Genomic DNA, 17833 nt, shown 5'->3' on the forward strand with positions numbered 1-17833 from the left:
CGCCGCGCGGGCAGCGCACGCGCTGCACTACGCGGCGGTGGCCGCCGAGTCGGTCACCGGGCTGCGCGGCTCACGGCAGGAACGGTGGCTGAGCCGGTTGTCGCGCGACGAGGGCAATCTGCGCACGGCGATGGACACACTGGCTTCGCAGGCTTCGCAGGCTTCGCAGGCTTCGGGGCACACCGGGCAAGCGCTGGAGCTGGCCGGTGATCTCGCCTGGTACTGGCTGCTGCGCGGACGGCTCGGCGAAGCACGGCGCAGGCTGCGCTCGACGCTGGCCCTGGAGGGCGCGGCCAGCCACGCCGACGCCCGCGCGACGGTGCTGGCGTGGCTGGCCGGATTCGATCTGCTGTCCGGAGAGCACAGCCGTCCCTTTGGCCCCGGAACCGATGAGGCCGCCGAGGCGGCCAGGGCCATTGGGACTCCGGCCGCGCGCGGCAGGGCTCTGTGGTTCCTGGGTTACGTACTGGCCACGGTCGGCGACCCGGAACGCGGCGAACGCCTTTCCCGTGAGGCGCTGGAACTTTTCCGCGCCAGTGGTGACCGGTGGGGTGCCGCCGCGGCGCTGTGTGACCTGACCACCTACACCCTGGCGAGCGGGCAACTCGACGCGGCGCGCGAGGCCGCGCGGGAGAGCGCGGCCGTGTTCGCCGAACTCGGCGACGGCTGGGGGCAGGTGCAGGCATCGTTCCCGCTGGGCGCGCTGGCCGGGATCACCGGCGACTACGAGGAGGCACGCGGCCACCACGAGCGCAGCCTGGATATCGCGCGACGACTGGGCCTGTGGCCGGAGGTGTCCTACCAGTTGTCCTGGCTTGGCAGGGTCGAGCTGCTCACCGGTGACCTCGCCGGGGCGCGGGACCTGCATGAGCAGGCGAGGCGGGTCGCGGTCGAGCACGGTTTCCGGCCGGGTGAGATGTACGCGCGGACGGGGCTGGCGCTGGGTGCCCGCAAGGAAGGCGACCTGGACACCGCCTACGAGCACCTGCTGGCACTGCGGGAATGGCACCGGCTGGTCGATCTCGAATCAGGCAACACGCTCATTCTCGCTGAACTGGGGTTCGTCGCCGAGCAGCGAGGGGACGCGACCGCCGCGAGGGCGCTGCACGGCGAAAGTCTCGCGCTGGCGAGGAAAGTCGGCGATCCAAGGGCGTGCGCGCTGGCGCTGGAGGGGCTGGCCGGCGCGCACGCCCTGACCGGCGAGTACGAGAAGGCGGCGCGGTTACTCGGCGCGGCTGATCGCGAGCGAACGGCGGTGGGTGCTCCCCTGCCCCCGGCGGAGCGGGGCGACGTGGAGCGCGTCACCGCCGTGATCACGGCCGCGATCGGCGTGGCCGCCTTCGCCGCCGAGCACCGTCTCGGCGGCGAGAACACCGAGAGCGCGGCTCAGGAAACCCCGGCGTAACGCTGCCGCACCTGCTCCAGCAGCTCGCCGGTCAGGTCGAGGCCCAGTTCGCGCAGTGTCGGGGCGAGTCGTTCGGGCGGGACCGGCGTCTTTTCCGTGCTGCCGTCGGGGCGTTCGATGATCAGCTCGTCGCCGATGAGCTTACGGCTCACCCCGTGCGAGAGCCGCATCACCACGATCCGTCCCGTGAACGGTGAGCGAGGGTGGGTCGCCGTGTAGTGGTTGAAAACCTCGTAGTCGACGGGTGCCTGCGGGCTGGTGTCGAAGGAGTACTGCGTCTCCCACGTCTCGCCGGAGCGCTTGTCGAGCACCCAGAGCCCTTCCTCGCGGCGAAGCCGGTGCGGCCAGCCCGCTTGGTCGACGACGACGCCCTCACGCAGGGGCATGGGCTGGAACATGCTCGCGCCGAATCCGACGTCGGCGAGGTAGTCCTGCCCTTCGAGGCGCACGATGAGATTCATGTGCGTGCGGGGTCCGTTGCGCTGTGGCTGCACCCGGGCCACGATCCGGGTCACGGGGTAGCCGAGCGTTTCCAGCGCCGCGGCGAACAATCCGTTCTGTTCGTAGCAGTAGCCGCCCCTGTTGTCGTGGACGAGTTTGCGGGTCAGCGAGTCGAGGTCGAGCAGGGGGCGGACGTCGCGAAGGCCGTCGAGATTCTCGAACGGGATCGCCCGAATATGGGCTTCGTGCAGTGCCCGCAACGCCTCCAGTGACGGTGGCGCGTGCGGTTGCCCGACTCTGCCGAGGTAACCGGCGAGGTCGAAGTCCCTTGTCCCCCACAGGTCTTCGTCGCGTTCCCGGTCTTGCTCTTCTCCCCTGGCGTTCTCCGCTGCGGTACCGGTGCGCGGTGTCACTGTCGTCATGTCCCTACCGTCACACCTCTACCGCACTGGAAGTCAAGGACACCCGGCGACCTCATATTATGTAGTTGCAGCACACAACTGTTTTACGTATGTTGATGGTTGCCCCTCCGCACGAAAAGGAGCCCACTACGTCCGCGCCCGAAACCACCGGCGGCGTTCAGCCGATGACCCACCGGCAGATCCTCAAGGCCTTCACCGGTCTCCTGCTCGCGCTTCTGGTCGCGATCCTGTCCTCCACGATCGTCTCCAACGCGCTGCCGACCATCCTCGCCGACCTCGACGGCACCCAGAGCCAATACACCTGGGTCGTCACCGCGATGCTGCTGACCTCCACCGCGACCACCCCGATCTGGGGCAAACTCTCGGACCTGTTCAGCAAGAAGCTGCTGTACCAGATCGCCATCGTGATCTTCACCGCCGGTTCCGCGCTGGGTGGTATCGCGCAGTCGATGCCGGAACTCATCGGCTACCGGGCGGTGCAGGGCATCGGCATGGGCGGGCTCCAGGCCCTCATCCAAGCGGTGATGGCGGCGATGATCTCGCCGAGGGAACGCGGTAAGTACTCCGGCTACATCGGCGCGACCTTCGCCGTAGCCACGGTGTCGGGCCCGCTGCTTGGCGGTGTGATCGTCGACTCACCACTGGGCTGGCGCTGGTGTTTCTGGGTGTGCGTGCCCATCGCCGTGATCGCGTTCGTCGTCCTTGGCAGAACATTGCACCTGCCGGTGATCAAACGGCCCGTGAAGATCGACTGGCTGGGGGCGACCCTGCTCGTCGGCGGCGTGGCACTGCTGCTCATCTGGATCTCGCTGGCGGGCAAGAGCTTCGCCTGGCTCTCGGCCGAGACACTGCTGTTCGTCGGCGGCGCCGTGCTGTCGCTGGCACTGGCGATGTTCGTGGAGACCCGCGTCGCCGAACCGGTGGTGCCACTGGGATTGTTCCGCAACAGGGCGTTCAGCCTCACCGTGCTGGGCACGCTGGCCGTGGGCACCGCGATGTTCGGCGGCGCCGTGTTCCTCGCGCAGTATTACCAGATCGCGCGCGGCTACTCGCCGACGCACGCCGGGCTGATGACCCTGCCCATGGTGCTGGGACTGTTCGTCTCCTCGACCGTCAGCGGGCAGATCGTGTCCCGCATCGGAAGGACGAAACCGTTTCTGCTGTTCGGTTCCGTGATGCTGCTGATCGCGCTCGGGTTGCTCAGCACCATCGACCACTCCACCAACCTGGTGTGGATGGGTGTCTTCCTCGCGATGATGGGCATCGGCGTCGGCTCGCTCATGCAAAACCTCGTGCTGGTCGCGCAGAACACCGTCGGCATGCGCGACATCGGCTCCGCCACCGCCGTGGTGACCTTCTTCCGCACCCTCGGCGGTTCGGCCGGTGTCTCCGCGCTGGGTGCGGTACTGGCCACCCAGGTGTCCGGCCACATCACCCGTGACCTCGCCGCACGGGGAATCCCCACTGCCGGTGCGCTCAACGGCGGTGGCGGCACGCTCGACCTCGCGGCACTGCCCGAACCGGTCAGGCAGGTCGTGCGCGCCGCCTACGGCGACGCGACGGGAACGTTGTTCCTCATCGCGGCCTGCGTCGCGATCGTCACCGTGCTGGCCGTCGTGTTCATCAAGGAAACCCCGCTGCGCGACACCCTGGACATCGAAAAACCCGAGAAACCCGTAGTGCCCGTGGCGGACACCGCTCCCCCTCGGGCCGAACCGGCCCGCACACCTCGCGCGCTCCACGCGACGGTCGGCGGCGACTACCGCGGCTGAGCGACATGCTGGGTCAGGCCACGCGCATGCTCGGGCTGCTCTGCCGGTACTCGGGAGCCTCCGCGGCGTCGGTGTAGTCGAGCAGACTCCCCGCCAGCTCGTGCAACAACGCCTTCACCTCGGCCGGTGACGCGCGAAAGAACTCGCGGCGGAGATTGACCTTGTTGACTCTGCGGTCGCCGAGCCTGCGGTGCAGTTCGTTCTCGATCCCGACCGCGTCCTGGGCGAAGAACAACGCGTGCACGTCGAAGCGGAACGGCACCGACGCGTCGCCCAGTTCCCTGACCCGGTCCATCGGGTCCAGCCTCCGCGTCATGCCGATCTTGACCACGTTGTCGCCGAAGGCCCCGACGTTGCTGATCACATACACGTAGCCGGCCCTGATGTTCGCGGCCCGTTCCCGCACCCCCTCCAGCGCCTCACCGATGTCGGCCAGCTTCGCCTCCAGCTCGGCCAGTTCGGCAGGATCGGCCCCGCCGCGTAGCGCCGCGATCGCGTTGCGGTAGTGCTGTTGTTCCTTGCGCAGGCGTTCCTGCTCCCGCAGGTACTCCTTCATCGCGAGGCGTTCCTCCCGCAACTGGGCCTTGCGCTCACGCTCGGCTTCCCGCTCCTGCTGCTTCTTGGCGAGATAGTCGGCCGTCAGTTCCAGCTCCAGCACCCGCAGCGCGTGATACTCGGGGTTGATGCGGATCGCGGCCATCGCCCCCAGCTTCGCGGTGACCCGTACCGAGGTCTCAAGGCGGCTCACCGCCGAATCGAGATTGCCCGCCTTGAGTACCCGCACGCACACGTCGGCCTCGGCGTTGTAGGCACGCAGCATCAGCTTGGACAGATCAGCCACGAATCGCCGACCGTGGGCAAGGGAGTTGTTGTAGTGGAAGCTTTCCGAGCCACGCACGGCCGTCTTGCGTTTGATCATCGTCTGCATCTGCTGCCGGATCGCCGCGAGCCGCTGCTTGTAGCCCTCCGCGTCGGCGAGGACGTGCCGGTAGAAGTACACCCCCGCGTCCTGCATGACGGCCGCGTCACTGGTCTGCACCACCTCGGCTGACAACTTCGCCAGCTGGTGCCGCTGGATCGCGTACTGCGTGTTGAACTCGTCGCGATCACGTTCGAACCGCGCTCGCTGCTGGCTGATCTGCTTGGTCAGGTTGGCCAGTTCCTGTTGCCGCTGTAGCAGATCCAGAGCGCCGACCCGGTGCAGTTCGGCCTGGAGGTTCGCGTTCTGTTCCTGCAACGCGATGATCTCGTCCCGATGCTTGCGCCGCCCACCGAATACGCCCACGACCAGCTGCTCCCTGCCTCACCGACAACGCACCGAAGTCGCACGATGACACAGAGACAGCGAACGGCCCCACCTCCGTCCGGGTGTACTTGTCGTAAGCACATCGTCACACCGCGCAGTGACACGGCGGGCCGTTACGCGGTGTGCCGAGTGCCGATCTCGCGCTCAGTCCTCGCCGAGCAGGATGAACCGGCTCCTGGCGCGCAGCGCGTCGACCACCTCGGCCGGCGCCTTGTCCGGCGAGCCCGCGTCGTAGGGAGGGACGGGGTCGTACTCGATACCCAGCTGGATCGCCTGCCCGAGCGCGTCTCCCCCGAGCCGCCCCGCCAGCGTCAAGGCCATGTCGATGCCGGAAGACACCCCGGCCGCGGTGATGTACTTGCCATCGGTGACGACCCGCTCGCCGGTCGGCGTCACGCCCCACTCGGCGAACTGGTCCAGCGCGAGCCAATGCGAGGTCGCCCTGCGCCCCTTGAGCAACCCGGCCGCCGCGAGGATCAGCGAACCCGTGCACACCGACGTCGTGGCGGTGCTGGTCCGGTCGGCCTCCCGCAACCACGCGTGCACCGGACCGTCCTCCATGTGCGCCACCTGGCCCGGACCACCCGGCACGACCACGATGTCGGGACTGGGTAGCTCCTCGAACGTGGCGTCGACGGCGAGCCCGAGACTGCCGACCTCGTTGCGCACCATGCCTTTCCGCTCACCGACGAACACCGTCTCCGCGCCGGGAAGCCGGCTGAGCACTTCGTAGGGGCCGACGGCGTCCAGCGCGGTCAGCCGGTCGAACAACAGAATCGCGATCCGCATGCGGGTTCTTCTCCTCGATCAGGGGTGGGACTTCACGGAAATCTGGCTGGCATGAAAACGGCGCCGGTACTCCGAAGGGCCGACACCGAGCACTTTCAGAAACGCCCGCCGCATGGCCTCCGCCGTGCCGAAGCCGCAAGACCTCGCCGTCTCCTCGACGCCGCTGCCCTCGTCCTCCAGCCTGCGGCGGGCGGCTTCGAGCCGGACCCTGTCGACGTAGCGGCCGGGTGGCATGCCGACCTGCTCGGTGAACGCGCGGGCAAACTGCCTCGGCGACAGACTCGCCCTGGCGGCCAGCACCGGAACGGACAGATCGGCGCCAGGATGCTCGGAGATCCAGCGCTGCACCTCGCGAAGCGGATCGCGCCGCGCGGTCTGGGTGGCCAGTTGCGCGCTGAACTGGGCTTGATTACCCGGCCTGCGCAGGAAAACCACGAGATGCCTCGCGATGGTCAGCGCGGCGGTTCGGCCGAGGTCCTCCTCGACGAGCGCCAGCGCGAGATCGATCCCCGCGGTGACGCCCGCCGACGTGGTCAGCTCACCGTCCCTGACGAAAATCGGGTCGGGAACCACCTCGACATCGGGATACCGTCCGGCGAGCGCGGCACAGTGGGCCCAGTGGGTGGTGACCCGCCTGCCCGACAGCAGACCGGCCTCGGCGAGCAGGAACGCGCCCGTGCACACCGACACCACCCGGCCGGAGCGCGGGCCCGCCTCCCGCAACCAAGCCACCAGTTCCGTGTCGGGGCCCTCCGGCCGCCGCGTGCCCTCTCCACCGGGAACGAGCAGCAGATCGGCTTGCGCTCGGTCGCGGAGGTCGGCGTCGGCGACGACGGTCAGCCCGCTGGAGGTGCGGACGTGGCCACCGCCGAGCACGGCGGTGGCCACGTCGTAGGCGGGTTCTTCGCCCCGGGCGGCCAGCCACTGGTTGGCGCCGACGAAGACCTCCAGCGGCCCGGTCACGTCGAGACTCTGCACCCCGTCGAACAGGACGATGAGCACGGTGTTGGTCGGCATGCACTCGATGCTGGCCGACTCCGGCGATGGCTACAACGTCGAATCTCCCACCTTTTCTGCCACCGGCGGGGCGGGTTCGTGGCGGGCCTGAACCCGGCCCGCGTACCACATGGTCCACGCCGACAGGGCGCCGATCACGGCCAGCAGCAGCACCAGGCTCAGCGCGGCCATGATGTCGGGTGCCACCAGGTACACCAGCGGAACCCTCAGAATCGCCTCGGCCAGCAACGCGATCCCCCACACCGCCGACATGCGTGTGAACGCGGCGCGGAACGCGGGCACCTGCTCGCACAACCGGTCGATTTCCTCGCGTTTGGCCTTGCTCGATCCGGCCCTGACCGCGACGAGCACCACCGGTGTGCGGCTCGCGCAACTGGCCAGCAGCACCAGCGCGGCCACCGCCGTGCCGAAGGACTCCTTCAGCAGCACGAACCGCGCGTCACCGGACACCAGTGACAACACCAGCCCCACGGCGAGTACCGCGGCCATCAGCCCGGAGACCACGTCGAACGAGCGGCGCCGCACCGCGACCCAGGTCAAGCGCAGGGCGGCCAGCACCGCACCGGCGAGCAACGCGATCTGCTCGTCCTGCCCGGCGAGGCGAAGTCCGTAGTAGGCGGCCAGCGGGAGTCCCGCGTCGATCAGCAGTTTGGCTAGCGAGGAGCCGCCCCGCGCGTTGTCGTCCTCGGTCGTGTCGCTCATCCCGCCGCCTCTTCTCGTTCGATCTCGCCGAGGAACCCCAGCACCGTGTCGTTGACCGCGTCCGGGTACTCCCCCGCGATCGAGTGGCTGGCCGAGGGCCACAGCTCCACACGCGCTCGGGGAAGCGCCACCCGTGCCCGCTCGGCGGCCTTGGCGCCGTCGTGGATGACGCTGCGGCCCGCGATGAGCGCGAGCACCGGCATCGTGACGCCGCCCCACTGCGCGGCGGTGAACAACGTGGGCGTGGGCAGGGCGATCCGGTAACTCCGCATCCCCGCGTTGATCACGCTCGCCACCGGGTCGTCGGCCGCCACGGTGTCGGTACCGCCGATCCAGCGAAGGAACGAGGCCCGCGCCCGCTCGCGGATTCCCGGCACGAGCGTCAGTGCCGTGCGCAGCAGAAGTTGCATGGGAAACCGCGCGAAGGTCTGCACCGGGTCGATGAGCGTCAGCGACGCGACTCGCTCAGGTGCCCGGATCGCGAGATTGGCCGCGAGCCAGCCACCGAAGGAGTACCCGGCGAGGTGCACGCCGGGATGCCCGAGTTCATCCAGGACGGTGGTGAGCCACGCCGCTTGGTCGGCCGCGTTCGTGATCGGCGCGGTTTGCTCGCTGCGTCCTGGTTCACCGATCAGGTCCACGGCGTACACCGGGCCGCGCGCGGCGAACGCGGCGAGATTGGGTTCCCACATCACGGCGGTGCCCGCCCGCCCTGGCAGCAGAACCATCGGGGTCGCTTGCCCTTCGCCAAAGCGATACACCCGTGCCGTGCCGAAGGCCGTCGGGACGTCCCTTCGTTCCGAGGGCTCGGGCAGGACCGCGAACCCCCTGTCGTAAATCGTGTCGTAGTCGGCACGAGCCGCCTGGGACACGAATTGTCCTACTGCCATCACATCTCTCCCCGTTGGCGATACGATCGTATCGTAAACATGCGAAAGTCATGATCGCAATCCGATCGTATCGCCAAGGAGTCAGGGTGCCCCGTCTCGTCGACCACGACCAACGACGACAAGCCATCGCCGAGGCCGTTCGCCGGATCGCCGCCGACCGAGGGCTCGAAGCGGTCAGTCTCGGCCAGGTCGCGGCGGAGGCCGGAATCTCGAAGGGACTGGTGCAGCACTACTTCCCCTCCAAGGACGACATGCTGCGCTACGCCACCACGACCCTGCGCGAACGCGTCCACGACCAGCTCCCCGGAGGAAAACCGCCCAGACTGCGCGACGTCGTCGTCGCACTGCTCCCACTCGACGACGACGCGCGCGCCGAAGCGCTGGTGGCCAACGCGTTCCTGTCCCGCGCGCTCAAGGACGACACCATCGCCGCCCGCTTCCGCGCCGGATACACCCAGCTCCACGAGCTGCTGGCCACCACGATCGCCGGCGAGCAACAGGAGGGTACGCTCGCGAGCGACCTGTCCCCGCGCCACGAGGCCGATTTGCTGCTGGCCCTGGTCGCCGGGCTCGGTGACACGCTGCTGCTCGGTCACCGCGACAGCGAGGAGGTCATCGCCCTGCTGGAAGGCCACCTCGCCCGCCTCGCGGTCACCGGACACACCGGTCGGTAGGTTCGCCGCATGACCCAATCTCAGCGATCGGTCCGCATCGAACGTGTCTCCGCGGGCCGCTACGTCGCCCACAACGAACGCGGGGCGACGATTCCCCTCGGCGGCGACGACGAGTTCAGCCCCGTCGAACTACTGCTCGCCGCCATCGGCGGCTGCACAGCCGTCGACACCGATGTCGCCACCACCAGGCGCACCGAACCCGACTCGTTCACCATCACCGTCCAGGGCGACAAGATCTCCGACCGCGACACCGGCAACCGCATGGAAGACCTCACCGTCACCTTCGCCGTGCGTTTCCCCGAGGGCGCGGCGGGAGACGCCGCGCGGGCGATGCTGCCCCGCACCGTCGCCCTCTCCCACGACAAGCTGTGCACCGTCAGTCGCACCGTCGAACTCGGCACCCCGGTCCGCACCGTCATCGAATAGCGCTCACTCGCCTGACTCGGCCGCAGCGCCACCAGCGGTGGCCGCCTCCTCGGAGACCTGTTGCTGGCGTGCCAACAACAGGTCGACCCTGGCGTGCGCGGCACCGGCCTGCTCGCGGGCCTGGTCGAGCTGGCTGCGCGTGTCGGCGAGCGCGTTCTCGGCCGCCGTCCCGCGCTGCTCGGCCAGTGCGCGCGCGGCCCGCTGCTCGGCCAGTGAATCCCGCAGCCCCGTCAGCTCGTCCCTGACGGCGGCCAGCTCGTCCCGTGCCTCGTCCCGCTCACGCCGTGCATGTGCGAGTCCCGTCTCGGTGGCCGCCAGTCCGGCCGTCGCGGCTTTGAGTCGTTCCTGGCTGAGGGTGTGGGCGGTACCCAGCTCGCTCAGTTCCGTCCTGGCCACGGCGAATTCTTCGGCGAGCCGGGCGCGGGCCGTCCCGGCTTCGGTCAGCCGCGACTCGGCTGTCCTGAGTTTCGCGGCGAGCTCCTGCATCGTCTGTTCGCTCGCCCTCGCCGCCGCTTCCGCCGTTCCCCGCACACGTTCGTGCTGGGCGACGGTGGTCCATGCTTCCCGCTGGACCCGGTCGGCTTCGGTGGCGGCGCGTTCGGCGGCTTTGTCCGCGGCGGCCCGCGCCGCGCGGTCCTCACGGGCCGCGGCGAGCGCCTTGTCGCGGGCGCGTTCGGCGGCCTCGGCCCTGCGCGTGGCCGCGTCGGCCTCGGCTCTCGCGGTCGCGGCCTGTTCGTGAGCCTCCCGCACCTGGGACAGTGCCCCCTCATCGGCCGAGGAGAGCCGGGACAGCAGATCTTCGACGGCGCTGAGCACCGGCCGCGCCGTCACCCCGAACGCCTCGGCCCCTTTCCGCAACTCCACCAACGGATCGAGCACCGCGGCCGTCTGCGCGGCCCTGCGCTGCCGGGACGCCGCGTCGGCATGTCCCTTGCAGCAGTAGGACGAGGGGCGCCCCCCTTTGCGCCGGCCTTGACCATCGGTCGCGGGTGGCGGCAGCGGGTTGTCACACCCCTCCAGCGCGCATCGGCCCTCCTCGCCGAAGCTCCCGGAGCCGTCGAAGCCCTCGGCAGTGCCGACAGTGTCTTCGGGACTGCCCTCATTGCCCTCGGCGGTGGCGGACTCGTCCAGCCCCGCGTCCTCCGGATCACCGGGCGCGCCGTCCGTCATGTCGTCACCGTCGTCACCTGGATTTTCCCCTTCACCAGCGCGTTTTGCACCGTTCCAGTTTCGCGCACGCGTGCGCGAAACTAGTTCAACGACACGCCCAACTGCGAAACTGATCCAAGGATAGGCACCGTGATAATGCCCCTTATGACGGGTACTCGTGGTTATCGCTGTCGACGACGGCTCGGGCCTAGCGCTCCGGTCGGCCGGAGCGCTAGGAGGAGCGGACGGGGTCCGCAGAAGAACCGGGACGGATCCAGCGCCGCAGTGCCGCGCGGAGTGCCTGCTGGTCCGCGACGCCGGGGCGGGGCCGTGTGGTTGCCCAGGCGACGTAGCAGTCCGGGCGGATCAGCAGGGCCGCGGGCGATCCGGGCTGGGGGCTGGCGGTGACGATGTCGACTTGGTCGTGCCACTCGGGCAGCATCCCCGCCAGCGAGGCGTCCTCGGTGAGATCCAGCAGCAGTGGCCGCGCGGTTCTGGTCAGCTCCGCAAGCCTCACGGTCCCGGTCGTGGTTCGCAGCTCCATGCTCGGCGCGAACCGGCCGACCAGCGGATGCGGGTCGGGTTCGCCCATGTCGTAGCGAACGTCGGCGCCCGAGGTGAGTTCGGCAAGCCGGCGCACGGTGTCCCGGTCGCGGAGCAGTTCGCCGAACACCTCGCGCAGCCCGGTGACGTCGCCGCCGGGTGCGATCAGAACCGATTGCGCTTGCGCGTTCAGCACCATGCGGGAAGCGGCTGCCCGGCGTTCGCTCGCATAGCTGTCCAGCAGACCGGGCGGAGCGCTGCCGGAGATCGCGGCGGCGAGTTTCCAGCCCAGGTTGGCGGCGTCCTGTAGGCCGAGGTTGAGCCCGGGCCCGCCTCCCGTGGCGGAGTACACGTGGGCGGCGTCGCCGATCAGGAATACCCGGCCGTCGGAGAATCGCTCGGCCACTCGGGTGTTGCCACCGGTCAACCGGCGCAGCACATGCGGACCTTCGCCGTCGGGTCGACCGAGCGGCACGTCGAGGCCGAGCACGCGGCGGACGCTCGCCCGCAACTCGCCGAGGCTCATCGGAACGTCGCTTTCGGGCTGGTCCCACTCCGTGGTGCTGATCAGCGGCGGGTGGCCGGGCAGCGGCGCGTAGGAGAATCCGCCGTGCTCGGTGCGGTGGGGCAGAAACGGTGCTACGGCACCGTAACCGGGCACGTTCAGTACACCCGTCGCGGAATCAACCCACTCCGCCGGGACGGTCGCATGCGCCGATCGGACGGTCACCCGGTCGTAAGTGATGCCGGCGAAACCAATGCCCGACAACTTGCGCGTGACGCTGTGTGCCCCATCCGCACCGGCGAGGTAGCGCGCCCGCAATTGGTAGGCCCCTGCCGGGCCGGCGACCTCGACAATCACCGCGTCATCATCCTGCGACACATTGACGACTTCGTGCCCGCGCCGAACGTCCACGCCGAGTTCGAGGGCACGTTCTTCCAGGACCCGCACGATCTTCCGCTGCGGGACCGGCAAGGCATAGACCGGACTGTCCTCCAGCATGCTCAGATCCAGGCCCATCGCGCCGAACATGAAATAGCCGGAGTTCGGCTGTGGCGGCTGCTCACTACCGCTGAGCCGCTGGTACAGCCCCCGGTGGTCGACCATTCTCACGACCTGGCCGAGCAACCCGTTGGCTTTCGGCTCCTCGCTCGGTTCCGTCAGGCGTTCCAGCACGATCGGCCGGACCCCTGCCAGAGTCAGCTCACAGGCCAGCATCAGTCCGTTCGGGCCGCCGCCGACGATGACGACATCAGTGTTCACCAGAATTCTCCTTTGTTCGCATGGAAAAGGGCAGGACGGATCGGCCCCGCGATGGCAGGGCAAGCTCGGCGAGCGAGGTGTTTCGCGGGACGGACGGCCCGCCGTGAGTTGGTCGAACGTCCCAGAGCGAGCTCGGCCACGAGACTAGAACCAAAAGTGCGTGCACGCAACTTTGCGTGCACGCATGCCGCCAGGGATACTGGGAGGGTGACGACACAACGGGCGGGACTGCGCGAGCAGAAGAAGCAGGCCACCAGAAAAGCGTTGCGCGAGGCGGCTCTGCGGCTGGCGCTGGAACATGGGGCCGAGAACGTCCGCGTCGACGACATCGCCGAGGCGGCTGGAGTCTCACCGAGGACCTACAACAACTACTTCTCCAGCCGCGAGCAGGCAATCGTCGCCGCCGTCACCGCCCAGCGAGAAGCAGGGGTCGCGGCGGCGGTAGTCGCCCGGCCCGCAGGCGTCGGTCTCGCCGAGGCCGTGGTCGAAGCGATCGCGGAGCAGTACACCGATCCAGGAGAGCGGCAGCGCGACGCGCTGCTGCTGATCACCACCCATCCCCCGTTGCGGGACGCGTTCGTCGACACGGCCGGCGCGCTCGAAAACTCCCTCGCTGAGGCGATCACCCAGCGCCTCGGCAACGCCGACCCAGACGCTGCCCGCGTCCTCGCGGCGAGTGTCGCCGCCGCGACGCGGGTCGCACTTCAGCGATGGATACAGCCGGCGACGGCGTCCCCCGCGACCGCTGGGTTCGTCGTGCCCTCGGGCTCGCTACCCGACCTGCTTCGCGCCGCACTCGCACCACTCGCGCCGGCGCTCGACGCCGCCGGGAAACCCCCCGTCGGCGTCAGTCCGGCGGCAGAGCCTGGACCTCGGTGAAGGCAAGCAGGGGGTGGGGCGCTGCGCTCGGGGCCTTCGAGGATGGGGTCAGTGTCCGAGGCCGGACAGCATCTCGACCCGCGCACCTAGAACCGCGAGGTAGTCGGCTGCGGAGGAGGAACGCGCCATCGCCCTGAGCGAGATCTACCACGGCCCCGCGTGCGACGACGTCGACATCTTCGACGACTCGATCACGTCGGCTGCCGCCGAGGCTCCTCCGGCGGCCCTGGCGATCTTGTTGTGTTCGGCACACTGTTCGGCGATCTCGCGCGAGGAGGCGACTCGCAGCACTGCCTCACGTAGACGCTGCGGGGTGGCCTCGTCGGCCGGAAGATGCTCCCCGACGCCGAGTTCGGCGAGCCGTGGACCGTTGACGAACTGATCGGCCGCCTGTGGCACGGCCACCATCGGGACGCCGTGCCACAGGCCCTCCGAGCAGCCGCCCATCCCGGCGTGCGTGACGAAGGCCGACGCGTGCGCGAGCACCGCGAGTTGCGGTACCCATTCGCGGACGACGACGTCGTCAGGGAGGTCGCCGAGTTCGGTCACGTCGACGTAGGGGCCGACGGCCAGTACTGTCGTCCAGCCGGTGCCGTGCATGGCGGTGACACAGTCGCGCCAGAACGCGGGCCGGTCGTTGTAGGCCGATCCGAGCGAGACCAGCAACACCGGCCGGTCCGACCGCACTCCGAGGTCGGCGAACGATCCCTGGTGCGAGCGGTCACCGATCACCGGTCCGACGAAGGTGTAGCGGTTCCGCTCGACCCGGTCGCGGTTGGGCTGCATCGCCTCGGGGATCAGCACCACCGACCGGTCCGGTGGACCGAGGAATTCCCGGTTCCCGAGCCCGACACCGACCTCGTCCAGCCAGGCATCCATGTCGGACTGCCAGGCCAATCCCTCCGGCGTGTCGTAGAACGCGTACGCCTCGGCGAAATCCTCTTCGAAGGTGTCCCAGGCGACCATGTGCGGGGCCAGTTCCACCCTCGGCAGCCCGTGCACCCTGGACAGAGCGTGCCCTGCCCAGCCGCTGCCGTCGTAGCAGACGATGTCTGGCAGATCACCGGACAGCGCCGCGGTGATCTGCGCAAACGCCGAGCGGGCCTCGTCGGAGAACAACCGCATCACCTCGACACCACCTTCCGGCCACTGCTGTCCCTTCGCCGGATCGGGAAGGTCGGTGTGGATCAGCAGCGGAGTGGCGCCGGTGGCGGCGACGGCGTCGGCGAAACGGTCAGGGACGGGATAGGTGACGCGGTGCCCGCGGGCAACCAACTCGGCCATCACCGGCAGGTTGGGGTGCACGTGACCATGCGCGGCTGAGGCGGACATGAGGATGTGGCTCATCGAAACTCCTGACTTCCGATTCTCAAGGGCAAGACGACAGCCCGCACGCCTTGGTGGCGGCGGGTTGAGAGCGCCTGGATCAGAGGTACAGAACTTCGAGCACCATGACGGTGATCATGGCAGGCCCCGCCGCTACGCCGCATTCGGTTTTGGCCCGTGCGAGCGACGTCAGGTGTCGGTGGCCGCCGCTACGGTTGCCCGCGTGATCGAAAACAGGTATTGGAGCAGCCCACGGGACCGGACCGTGTCCGGCTCGCTGGGGTTGTGCCACATGTCGGTGTTCGAGCCGCCGTTCAATGTCGATGCCAGGAACTACCCGCCTCAGGATCCGGTCCGGTCCCGCGCGTTCGCCGAGTCGCTGGACACCGTCGAACAGGTACTCGACGAACTCGGGCCGCGCTGCGTGCTGACACCGTTGCCGTCCGCGGTACGCGCCGATCTGGACGTGGTGCATGTCGCGGCGTGGGGAAGCATGGTAGGAATCGCCGATCCGGTGTTCGCGGCGGCGAGTGGCGGGCCGCTGAAGGCCGTCGCCGCGCAGTTGCGCGAACGGTATCCGGCCGCGCGGATCGTCGGCAGGGTCACCTACTACTCCCCAGCCGAAGACACAGAGGACACCGAGGATCTGGTGTGGTTGCCGGACGGCGCGATGTTCCACGCGGCGGGCCGTTCGGGGGTGGAGCCGTTCGCCGTCATCGGTGACCCGGATGCGGTGATTGCCTCCCTTGGACTCGCGGGCTGGATGCTGGACAACGCGGGCGTCGACCTTGCCGAGAAAGCGAGCGAGGTCGAGTGGGCCCGGCTGGCGGGGCTCGCGCTGGGGCATTCGGACCCGTGGGGCTGGGAGCAGATGGAGACGACGGCGCTGCGGGTGCGGCATTCCGAGGCGGCGGTGCGGTCCATGGAACACCGGTACTTCGGCTGACCGGGACCAGCCGGGTACCGGGCCTCACGTGGTGGGACGGACCGCAGTGGAGACGGCGACGGCGTTTGCCGCGACGATGACGGCGATGGCCAGCCAGGAAACGGCTTCCAGGTGCTGCCCGAGTACGACAACGCCGATCAGCGCGGCGAAAACGGGATTGACGCTCGTGAAGACGGCGAAAAACCGCGCGGGGACCCTGCGCAGAGCGAGCAGGTCGGACAGGAACGGCACGGCGGAGGAGAGCACCCCCGCCGCCAGCCCGCACCCGAGCGCCACGAGCGTGACCGGGTGCTGCCAGAGCACCCACACGCCCACAGGCAGGTAGAGCGCACCGGAGACCATCGCGGCGGCGGCCGTTCCCTGTAGGCCGGGCAAGCGCGCTCCGACGGCCCGGTTGAGCAGGATGTAGCAGGCCCAGCACAGTGCCGCCAGCAGTGCAAGGCCGATACCGACGTAGTCGGTGGTGGGGGTGGGCCGGGCGAGCACGGCCACTGCCCCCGCCGCGGCGAGCGCGGCGACGACGTCGATCCGACGGCGGGCACCGGCCAGCGCGACGGTCAGCGGGCCGAGGAATTCGAGCGTGACAGCCAATCCGAGGCCGATCCGTTCGATCGCCGCGTACAGGGACAGGTTCATCGCGGCGAACACGAACGCCAGGCCGAGCACCGAACGCCACTGCGCCGCGGTGAATTGCCGCAGCTTCGGCCTTCCCGCCACCCCGAGTACGACGGCGGCAACCCATTGACGTACCGCCACCACTCCCGCCGGTCCCAGCACCGGAAACGCCATGGCGGCGATCGAGGCACCGGTCTGATTGGACAGTGCGCTGCCCACCATCAGCGCCACCCCGGTACGGCGCTGCCCATGCGGGAAGGTGGCTGACGAGCCCGGTGAACCCGGCGGACGCGTTGAGGTGGTGGACATGCCACCACCATGAGCACGGTCCGGCTATACGCAAAATGCATTCAGGCCGTGATGCATACGATGAGCGTATGACTGGGAAGGGCCAGGCCGAGGGACTCGAACTGAAGCATCTGCGTTGTCTCGTCGCCATCGTGGACACCGGCACGTTCACCGACGCCGCCATTGAACTCGGAACCTCCCAGGCTGCCGTCTCCCGCACGCTCGCCGCGCTCGAACGCCTGCTCGGGGTCCGGTTGCTGCACCGCACCAGCCGTAGCGTCACCCCCACCACCGCGGGCGTTCAGGTGCTGGCCAGGGCACGCATCCTGCTCGCGGGGGCAGGCGAACTCGTCAGGGAGGCAACCACCGGTGACACCCGCCTGTACTTGGGGCACGCCTGGTCGGCTTTCGGCCGGTACACCACCGAATTCCAGCGCCGCTGGCACGACCAGCACCCCGAGACCGAACTGCGGATCACCAAGCACAACAGTCCCACCGGCGGCCTCGCCGAAGGACTGTGCGACCTGGCCGTCATCCGCGCGCCCATCGATCCGCACCCGTGGGCGCACGCGCTGATCGGCCATGAGCCGCGCCTGGTCGCGCTCGCCGCCGACGATCCGTGGGCCCGCCGCCGCCACGTTCGCCTCGCCGAGATCTCGGCCCGCACGCTGGTCATCGACCGCCGCACCGGGACCACCACTCTCGACCTGTGGCCGGAGGACGCGCGGCCCGCCGTCGAGTACAGCAACGACATCGACGACTGGCTGGCCGCCATCGCCACCGGCCGCTGTGTCGGGCTGACCCCGCAGGGCACCGCGGCTCAATACCGCAGGGACGGCATCGTCTACCGGCGGCTGCGCGACGCCGCTCCCGTTCCGGTGCACCTCATCTGGCGCACCCACGATCCCCACCCGGCGACCCATACGGTCGTGGCACTGGCCACCGCCCTCTACCGCGAGGGCACATGACAGCGCGGCCT

The 17833-nt window shown here is 69.2% G+C and carries 17 protein-coding genes; 7 read left to right on the forward strand and 10 right to left on the reverse strand.

Annotated elements, in window-relative coordinates:
- Window positions 1–130: 130 nt before the first annotated feature.
- A complete protein-coding gene (locus BAY61_RS33570; protein WP_245866220.1) occupies window positions 131–1405 on the forward strand; it encodes a tetratricopeptide repeat protein in 1275 nt (424 codons plus the stop codon).
- Here BAY61_RS33570 and BAY61_RS15860 read toward each other — a convergent pair.
- Entirely contained in the window at window positions 1387–2268 is an 882-nt protein-coding gene (locus tag BAY61_RS15860) for an arylamine N-acetyltransferase family protein (RefSeq protein ID WP_091804544.1), read from the reverse strand. The genes BAY61_RS33570 and BAY61_RS15860 overlap by 19 nt on opposite strands.
- A 164-nt stretch (window positions 2269–2432) precedes the next feature.
- Between BAY61_RS15860 and BAY61_RS15865 the strand changes: the two genes are divergently transcribed.
- Window positions 2433–4040, forward strand: coding sequence for an MDR family MFS transporter (locus BAY61_RS15865; RefSeq protein ID WP_091804547.1), 1608 nt, complete (start codon window positions 2433–2435; stop codon window positions 4038–4040).
- A 13-nt stretch (window positions 4041–4053) separates the two neighbouring features.
- Here BAY61_RS15865 and BAY61_RS15870 read toward each other — a convergent pair whose 3' ends face one another.
- The 5 genes from BAY61_RS15870 to BAY61_RS15890 form a co-directional block, all read right to left on the reverse strand.
- Window positions 4054–5325: an SNIPE associated domain-containing protein gene (locus BAY61_RS15870; protein ID WP_091804550.1), complete on the reverse strand. Its 1272-nt coding sequence runs from the start codon at window positions 5323–5325 to the stop codon at window positions 4054–4056.
- A gap of 165 nt (window positions 5326–5490) precedes the next feature.
- The gene (locus BAY61_RS15875; RefSeq protein WP_091804552.1) at window positions 5491–6135 is read right to left on the reverse strand and encodes a DJ-1/PfpI family protein; all 645 of its coding nucleotides are present in this window, start codon (window positions 6133–6135) and stop codon (window positions 5491–5493) included.
- A gap of 18 nt (window positions 6136–6153) precedes the next feature.
- The gene (locus BAY61_RS15880) at window positions 6154–7152 is read right to left on the reverse strand and encodes a GlxA family transcriptional regulator (RefSeq protein WP_091804555.1); all 999 of its coding nucleotides are present in this window, start codon (window positions 7150–7152) and stop codon (window positions 6154–6156) included.
- Window positions 7153–7182: 30 nt separating this feature from the next.
- The gene (locus BAY61_RS15885) at window positions 7183–7854 is read right to left on the reverse strand and encodes a VC0807 family protein (RefSeq protein ID WP_091804557.1); all 672 of its coding nucleotides are present in this window, start codon (window positions 7852–7854) and stop codon (window positions 7183–7185) included.
- A complete protein-coding gene (locus BAY61_RS15890) occupies window positions 7851–8744 on the reverse strand; it encodes an alpha/beta fold hydrolase (RefSeq protein WP_091804560.1) in 894 nt (297 codons plus the stop codon). The genes BAY61_RS15885 and BAY61_RS15890 overlap by 4 nt, the downstream gene beginning before the upstream one ends.
- A gap of 86 nt (window positions 8745–8830) precedes the next feature.
- Between BAY61_RS15890 and BAY61_RS15895 the strand changes: the two genes are divergently transcribed.
- Window positions 8831–9418: a TetR/AcrR family transcriptional regulator gene (locus BAY61_RS15895; protein ID WP_091804563.1), complete on the forward strand. Its 588-nt coding sequence runs from the start codon at window positions 8831–8833 to the stop codon at window positions 9416–9418.
- Between the two features lie 9 nt (window positions 9419–9427).
- Window positions 9428–9844 (forward strand): OsmC family protein, encoded by a 417-nt coding sequence (locus BAY61_RS15900; RefSeq protein ID WP_091804566.1) that lies wholly within the window; start codon window positions 9428–9430, stop codon window positions 9842–9844.
- Window positions 9845–9847: 3 nt separating this feature from the next.
- Here BAY61_RS15900 and BAY61_RS15905 read toward each other — a convergent pair whose 3' ends face one another.
- The gene (locus BAY61_RS15905) at window positions 9848–11014 is read right to left on the reverse strand and encodes a hypothetical protein (RefSeq protein ID WP_091804569.1); all 1167 of its coding nucleotides are present in this window, start codon (window positions 11012–11014) and stop codon (window positions 9848–9850) included.
- Window positions 11015–11225: 211 nt separating this feature from the next.
- Window positions 11226–12800 (reverse strand): FAD-dependent monooxygenase, encoded by a 1575-nt coding sequence (locus tag BAY61_RS15910; RefSeq protein WP_091804572.1) that lies wholly within the window; start codon window positions 12798–12800, stop codon window positions 11226–11228.
- A 207-nt stretch (window positions 12801–13007) separates the two neighbouring features.
- On the opposite strand from BAY61_RS15910, the gene BAY61_RS15915 reads away from it, so the two are divergent.
- Complete coding sequence (locus BAY61_RS15915; RefSeq protein ID WP_170140193.1) at window positions 13008–13679, forward strand: TetR/AcrR family transcriptional regulator; 672 nt, start codon at window positions 13008–13010, stop codon at window positions 13677–13679.
- 144 nt (window positions 13680–13823) lie between these two features.
- On the opposite strand, the gene BAY61_RS15920 is transcribed toward BAY61_RS15915, so the two are convergent.
- Window positions 13824–15026: a macrolide family glycosyltransferase gene (locus BAY61_RS15920; RefSeq protein WP_091804578.1), complete on the reverse strand. Its 1203-nt coding sequence runs from the start codon at window positions 15024–15026 to the stop codon at window positions 13824–13826.
- 202 nt (window positions 15027–15228) lie between these two features.
- On the opposite strand from BAY61_RS15920, the gene BAY61_RS15925 reads away from it, so the two are divergent.
- Window positions 15229–15951 carry a DUF6333 family protein gene (locus tag BAY61_RS15925; RefSeq protein ID WP_211323571.1) on the forward strand — a complete coding sequence of 241 codons (723 nt, stop codon included), beginning with the start codon at window positions 15229–15231 and terminating at the stop codon, window positions 15949–15951.
- Between the two features lie 24 nt (window positions 15952–15975).
- On the opposite strand, the gene BAY61_RS15930 is transcribed toward BAY61_RS15925, so the two are convergent.
- The gene (locus BAY61_RS15930; RefSeq protein ID WP_091804581.1) at window positions 15976–16875 is read right to left on the reverse strand and encodes an EamA family transporter; all 900 of its coding nucleotides are present in this window, start codon (window positions 16873–16875) and stop codon (window positions 15976–15978) included.
- 68 nt (window positions 16876–16943) lie between these two features.
- On the opposite strand from BAY61_RS15930, the gene BAY61_RS15935 reads away from it, so the two are divergent.
- On the forward strand, window positions 16944–17822 hold the full coding sequence (locus BAY61_RS15935; protein WP_091804583.1) for a LysR family transcriptional regulator: 879 nt from the start codon (window positions 16944–16946) through the stop codon (window positions 17820–17822).
- The last annotated feature ends 11 nt before the right edge of the window (window positions 17823–17833 follow it).

It is taken from the genome of Prauserella marina (assembly GCF_002240355.1).
Lineage (GTDB): Bacteria > Actinomycetota > Actinomycetes > Mycobacteriales > Pseudonocardiaceae > Prauserella_A > Prauserella_A marina.